This is a genomic window from Actinomadura sp. NPDC048032 (assembly GCF_040653175.1).
Classification (GTDB): domain Bacteria; phylum Actinomycetota; class Actinomycetes; order Streptosporangiales; family Streptosporangiaceae; genus Spirillospora; species Spirillospora verrucosospora.
Map to the genome: position 1 here is coordinate 1 of NZ_JBEZJP010000480.1, position 5,742 is coordinate 5,742.

Annotated in this window: 5 protein-coding genes; 4 read left to right on the forward strand and 1 reads right to left on the reverse strand. The window is 75.3% G+C overall.

Annotated elements, in window-relative coordinates; translation table 11 throughout:
• Positions 1–810: hexose kinase (locus AB0C69_RS36870; RefSeq protein WP_360360236.1), on the forward strand; the 810-nt coding region annotated here is incomplete at its 5' end.
• Positions 803–1,639: a class II fructose-bisphosphate aldolase gene (locus AB0C69_RS36875; protein ID WP_360360239.1), complete on the forward strand. Its 837-nt coding sequence runs from the start codon at positions 803–805 to the stop codon at positions 1,637–1,639. The genes AB0C69_RS36870 and AB0C69_RS36875, both read left to right, overlap by 8 nt.
• Here AB0C69_RS36875 and AB0C69_RS36880 read toward each other — a convergent pair.
• On the reverse strand, positions 1,608–2,213 hold the full coding sequence (locus AB0C69_RS36880; protein ID WP_345180586.1) for a dihydrofolate reductase family protein: 606 nt from the start codon (positions 2,211–2,213) through the stop codon (positions 1,608–1,610). The two genes, AB0C69_RS36875 and AB0C69_RS36880, sit on opposite strands and share 32 nt — an antisense overlap.
• A gap of 125 nt (positions 2,214–2,338) precedes the next feature.
• Here AB0C69_RS36880 and AB0C69_RS36885 point away from each other — a divergent pair, with 125 nt between their 5' ends.
• Together AB0C69_RS36885 and AB0C69_RS36890 are read left to right on the forward strand one after the other, a co-directional pair.
• Positions 2,339–4,069 carry a sulfatase gene (locus tag AB0C69_RS36885; RefSeq protein WP_360360243.1) on the forward strand — a complete coding sequence of 577 codons (1,731 nt, stop codon included), beginning with the start codon at positions 2,339–2,341 and terminating at the stop codon, positions 4,067–4,069.
• Positions 4,070–4,109: 40 nt separating this feature from the next.
• The gene (locus AB0C69_RS36890; RefSeq protein ID WP_360360246.1) at positions 4,110–5,681 is read left to right on the forward strand and encodes a glycosyltransferase family 39 protein; all 1,572 of its coding nucleotides are present in this window, start codon (positions 4,110–4,112) and stop codon (positions 5,679–5,681) included.
• Positions 5,682–5,742 lie beyond the last annotated feature (61 nt).

Consider the following 5,742-nt stretch of genomic DNA (forward strand, 5'->3'; position numbering starts at 1 on the left):
GGCGTCAACGTGGCCCGGGTGCTGCACGCCCTCGGGCACGAGGTCGTGGCCTCCGGCCTGGCCGGAGGCGCCGCGGGGCGGCGCATCGAGGAGGGGCTCGGCTCCCTCGGCGTGCCCGCGGCGTTCACTCCGGTCGCCGCGGAGTCGCGCCGGACGGTCACCGTCGTCGGCGCGGAGGCCACGATGTTCTGCGAGCCGGGTCCGCAGGTGACCGGCGCGGAGTGGGCCGCGTTCCTGGCCGCGTTCGAGTCCCTGGCCCGGGACGCCGCCGTGGTCGTGCTGTCGGGGAGCCTGCCGCCGGGCGTCCCCCCGGACGCCTACGCGCGGCTCGCCCGCACGGCGCCCGGCCCGGTGATCCTGGACGCCGACGGGGAGGCGCTGCGCCTCGGGCTCGCCGGACGCCCCGGCGTCGTGAAGCCGAACGCCGAGGAGCTCGCCCGCGCGAGCGGCACCGGCGACACGGCCGCGGGGATCCGCGCGCTGCGCGAGGCGGGCGCGGGCGCGGTCGTCGCCTCCCTCGGCGCCGGCGGCGTCCTCGCCGCGACCCCGGACGGCGTCCTGCGCGCCGCGCTCGACCGTCCTCTCCAGGGCAACCCGACGGGCGCGGGGGACGCGCTCGTGGCGGGGCTGGCGGCGGGCCTCGCCGCCGGCCTGCCCTGGCCGGACCGGCTCCGCCGCGCCGTCGCGATGGCGGCCTGCGCGGTCCGCTCCCCCGTCGCGGGCGAGATCGATCTCGCCGGGCTTCCCGCGCTGCTGCCCCGTGTCACCCTCCGGACCGAGGAGAACCATGCCGCTCGCCCCCATGAGTGACGTCATCGCCGGACCGGACGCGCGGGGCCGCGGGCTGGGGGCGTTCAACGTGATACAGCTGGAGCACGCCGAGGCGATCGTCGCCGGGGCGGAGCGGGCGGGCGCGCCCGTGGTCCTGCAGATCAGCGAGAACTGCGTCGCCTACCACGGCGCGCTCGGCCCGATCGGGCGGGCCGTGCTGGCGCTCGGCCGCGCCGCGTCCGTCCCGGTCGTCGTCCACCTGGACCACGCCACCTCGCCGGACCTCGTCCGCGAGGCGGTCGCCCTCGGGTTCGGGTCGGTGATGTTCGACGCGTCCGCCCTCCCGCACGAGGCGAACGTGGCGAGCACCGCCGAGGTCGCCGCCCGCTGCCGGGCCGAGGGGGTGTGGGTCGAGGCGGAGCTCGGCGAGATCGGCGGGAAGGACGGCGTGCACGCGCCGCACGCCCGCACCGACCCGGACGAGGCCGCCGGGTACGTGGCCGCCACGGGCGTGGACGCCCTGGCGGTCGCGGTCGGCACGTCCCACGCGATGCTGACCCGCGACACCGTCCTCGATCTCGCGCTCATCGCCCGGCTGCGCGCGGCGGTGCCCGTCCCGCTGGTCCTGCACGGGTCCTCCGGGGTGCCCGACGACGGGCTCGCCGCCGCCGTCGATCACGGCATGACCAAGATCAACGTCGCGACGCAGCTGAACAAGGTGTTCACCGCCGCCGTCCGGGACCGGCTGGCCGCCGATCCCGGACTGGTCGACCCGCGCCGCTACGTCTCCGCCGGCCGCGACGCGGTCGCCGCCGAGGTCGCCCGCCTGCTGCACGTCATCCGCGCGGGCCGCCGACGCGGTAGGTGACGTGGGTGACCAGGGGCGTCCGGGCCACGCCGACCGGCTCCAGCGCCAGGTCGCCGACGCCCTCGAACAGGCGCTCGCCCTCCCCGAGGACGACGGGGGCGATGTGGAGGCGGAGTTCCTCGATCCGGCCCGCCGCGAGGTACTGGTTCACGGTGCTCGCCCCACCGGCGATCGAGACGTCCCTGTCCCCCGCCGCGTCCCGCGCCTGGGCCAGCGCCGACTCGATCCCGTCGGTGACGAAGTGGAACGTCGTGCCGCCCTTCATCACGATGCTCTCGCGCGGGTGGTGCGTCAGCACGAAGACCGGCGCGTGGTAGGGCGGCTCCTCGCCCCACCAGCCCGTCCAGTCCGGGTTCCACGCCGGGCCGCGGTCGGGGCCGAACATGTGGCGCCCCATGATGTAGGCCCCGGCCGAGGTGATCTTCGCGATCTCCTCGGCGTTGGCCTCCTGCTCCTCGAACATCCACCGGTGCAGCCGCTCGCCGCCGTCGCCGAGCGGCTCCTCCAGGCGCTGGTTCGGACCCGCCGCGAACCCGTCGACCGAGATCCCGATGTCACAGGTGACCTTGCTCATTGCGGTGCCTCCTTGGCGGCGCCCCTGCGGCGCCTTTCACCAGTGGATCGGACCCACTGCCGCGTTCTCGACATCCCGGACCCCCGGAGATGAGATTTTTTTGAACCCGCGGCCGTGGCGTGGACGTGCTGTGGGGTGTCGCATACGCGGCGGGGGGCCGAACCTGGGAGGACGACCTGACCACCGACAGCCGCCTGGAGCGGATCACAGACGAGGACGTGCCCGCCGCCGCCCCCGAGGCCGGTGAGCGCTCGCGACGGCGGCGCGGCGCGGCGCGGGCGGTGACCGGCGCGGCGTTCCTGCTCGTGCTGGTCGCGCTGGTCGCGCCGGCCGAGTTCGCCCTCCTGGCCCCGGGGGCGTTCGTGCGCGTCCCGATCGAGGGCGTGGCCGGTGTCGCGCTGGTCCTCGTGCTGCCGGCCGGGGCGAGGCGGTACGCGGCGGGGGCCGCCGGAGCGGTGCTCGGGCTGCTGCTCGTGCTGAAGGTACTGGACATCGGGTTCGACGCGGTGCTCGTCCGGCCGTTCGACCTGGTGCTGGACTGGCCGCTGCTGGGGCCGGCCGTGGAGTTCGTCAAGGAGTCGTCCGGGCAGGCGGGGGCGGTCGCGGCCGTCGTGCTGGCGGTGGCGCTGGCGGTCGGCGCGGTCGTCCTGACGACGCTGTCGACGCTGCGTCTGAGCGGCGTGGCGGTCCGGCACAGAAGGCCGGCGTCCTGGGCCGCCGGCGTGCTGGGAACGGTCTGGCTCGCCTGCGCCGTGCTCGGGGCGCAGTTCGTCCACGGGGTGCCGGTGGCGTCCAGGAGCGCGGCGGTCCTCGCCTACGACCACGCGCGCCAGGTCAGGACGAGCCTGAACGACCGCGAGGAGTTCGCCAGGGCCGCCGCCGTGGACAGGTTCCGCGGCACGCCGCCCGACAAGCTGCTGACCGGGCTGCGCGGCAAGGACGTCGTCCTGGCGTTCGTGGAGAGCTACGGGCGGTCGGCCGTGGAGAGCCCGCAGTACGCGCCGCAGGTCGGCGCCGTCCTCGACCAGGGGACGCGGCGGCTCCGCGAGGCGGGGTTCTCCGCGCGCAGCGGCTGGCTCACGTCCTCGACGGCGGGCGGCGGCAGCTGGCTCGCGCACGCCACGCTGCTGTCGGGCCTGTGGGTGAACAACCAGCAGCGGTACCGCGCCCTGGTGAACAGCGACCGGCTGACGCTGAACGGGGCGTTCCACCGCGCGGACTCCCGGACCGTCGCGCTCATGCCGGCGATCACGCGGGCCTGGCCGGAGGCGTCCTTCTACGGCTACGACAAGGTCTACGACGACCGGAACCTCGGCTACCGAGGCCCGCGCTTCAGCTTCGCCACGATGCCCGACCAGTACACCCTGTCGACGCTCCAGCGCACCGAACTGGCGAAGGAGGACCGGGCGCCGGTGATGGCGGAGACGGCGCTGGTGTCCAGCCACGCCCCGTGGGCGTCCGTCCCGCGGCTCGTCCCGTGGGAGCAGGTCGGCGACGGGTCGATCTTCGACGGGATGGGCAAGGGATACGACGCGCCGTGGCCGGCACCCGGCCGCATCCGCGCCGAGTACCGCGCGTCGATCGAGTACACGCTGAACACGCTCGTCTCCTACCTGGAGACCTACGGCGGCAAGGACACCGTGCTGGTCTTCCTCGGCGACCACCAGCCCGCGCCGCTCATCACCGGGCCGGGCGCGAGCAGGGACGTCCCGATCACCATCGTGGCGAAGGACGGCGCCGTCCTGGACAGGATCTCCGGATGGGGCTGGCAGGACGGCCTGCGTCCCGGCGGGGATACTCCCGTCTGGCCGATGAGCGCGTTCCGCGACAGATTCTTGACCGCGTTCGGAGGCTGAACGGAGATCGGGGGGACGCTCCCCGGGAAGGGGTGGCGGCGTGACCTCGCTGTCCGCGGAGCCCGGACGGCCCGCGGCGCCTTCGGCCGAGGAGGCGCCGGGCCGGTTCCGCGCGCTGCGCCGCCGCTGGCTGCTCGCGGCGGTCGTCTCACTGCTGCTGGCCCAGATGGGCGCCGCGATGGCGACCACGGCCGTGCAGCAGAGCCCGACCGTCGACGAGCCCGTCTACATCAGCACGGGCGTGGTCTACCTCCGCGAGCACGACCTGCGCCACAACGCCGAGCACCCGCCGCTCGGCAAGCTTCTCATCGGGGCGGGGGCGGTGCTCGCCGGACCGCACCTGCGCGCCTCCTTCACCGGCAGCGACTACAGGCTCGGGAGGCAGTTCCTGTACCGGTGGGGCAACGACCCCCAGCGGGTGCTGCTCGCGGGGCGGCTGCCCGTCATCGCGCTGACGCTGCTGTTCGGGCTGGTCGTCTTCGCGTTCGCCCGCGACCTCGCCGGTCCGGCCGGGGGGCTCACGGCGCTGACCCTGTACGCCTTCTCCCCCGACGTCATCGCGCACGGATCGCTGGCCACACTGGACGTCCCCACGGCCGGCCTGCTGCTGACGTCGGTGTGGCTGCTCTGGCGCGCGAGGCGCAGGCCGCGGCTCTACCTGCCGCTCGCCGGGGCGGCGCTCGGCGCGGCCGTGGCGACGAAGATGAGCGCGCTGCCCGCGCTGCCGGTGCTCCTCGTCCTGGCGGCGGTGTCGGTCCGGGCGTCCCGCCCGCCGCGCCGTCCCGTGGCGACCGCCGTGCTGTCGGCGGCGGGCGTCGGCGTCCTGGCCGTCGCGGTGGTGTGGGCGAGCTACCTCGCCGTGGACCCGCGCCTGCGCTGGGCCGCGCCCGCCGACCTGCCGTCCGCCGGCGGGCTGCGCGGGCTCGCCGCCGGCTGGCTGCCGTTCCCCCGGCCCTTCCAGGACGGGATGCGCGCGCAGTTCGGTTTCGAGGACATGCGGTGGACCGGTTTCCTGTTCGGTGACGTCTACCACGGCTCCCGCTGGTACTACCTGCCGGCCGCGCTGCTGGTGAAGACGCCGCTGGGGATGCTCGGTCTGTGGGCGGCGGGAATCGCCGCGACGGCGGCGCTGCCCCGGCTGCGTCCGGCGGCGCCGTACCTCTTCGCGCCCACGGCCGTCCTGCTGGCGGTGGCGATGACCGGGTCCCGCGACCTCGGCGTCCGCTACGCCATCTTCGTCCCGGTCTTCCTGGCGGTGGCGGCGGGCGGCGCGGTCCTCGTCCCGTGGCGGTGGGCCAAGGCCGCGACGGTCGCGCTGCTGATGCTCGTCGCGGTCAGCTCGCTGCGCGCCTTCCCCTACTACCTGCCGTACTCCAACGAGGCGTTCGGCGGCCCGTCCAAGACCCACCTGCGCCTGCACGACTCCAACGTCGACTGGGGCCAGGACCTCGGGCGGCTCGCCGACCGGCTCCGGGAGCGGTATCCGGGCGAGCCGGTCTGGCTGGTCTTCAAGGGCAGCGGCGTCCCGTCCGCCTACGGCATCCGCGCGCGCGACCCGCTCACCGCGCCGCCCGGCGAGGTGCGGCGGAAGTCCATGACCGGTGGCCAGTAGTGGAGCATCTCCTCGACCGCGGACGGCAGCAGGGACGGGTCGGCGCGGAGGCGGGCGAGTT

Coding starts and splice junctions, on each gene's coding strand:
- AB0C69_RS36875 (WP_360360239.1), top strand. CDS start 803: ATGAGTGACGTCATCGCCGGACCGGACGCGCGGGGCCGCGGGCTGGGG.
- AB0C69_RS36880 (WP_345180586.1), bottom strand. CDS start 2,213: ATGAGCAAGGTCACCTGTGACATCGGGATCTCGGTCGACGGGTTCGCG.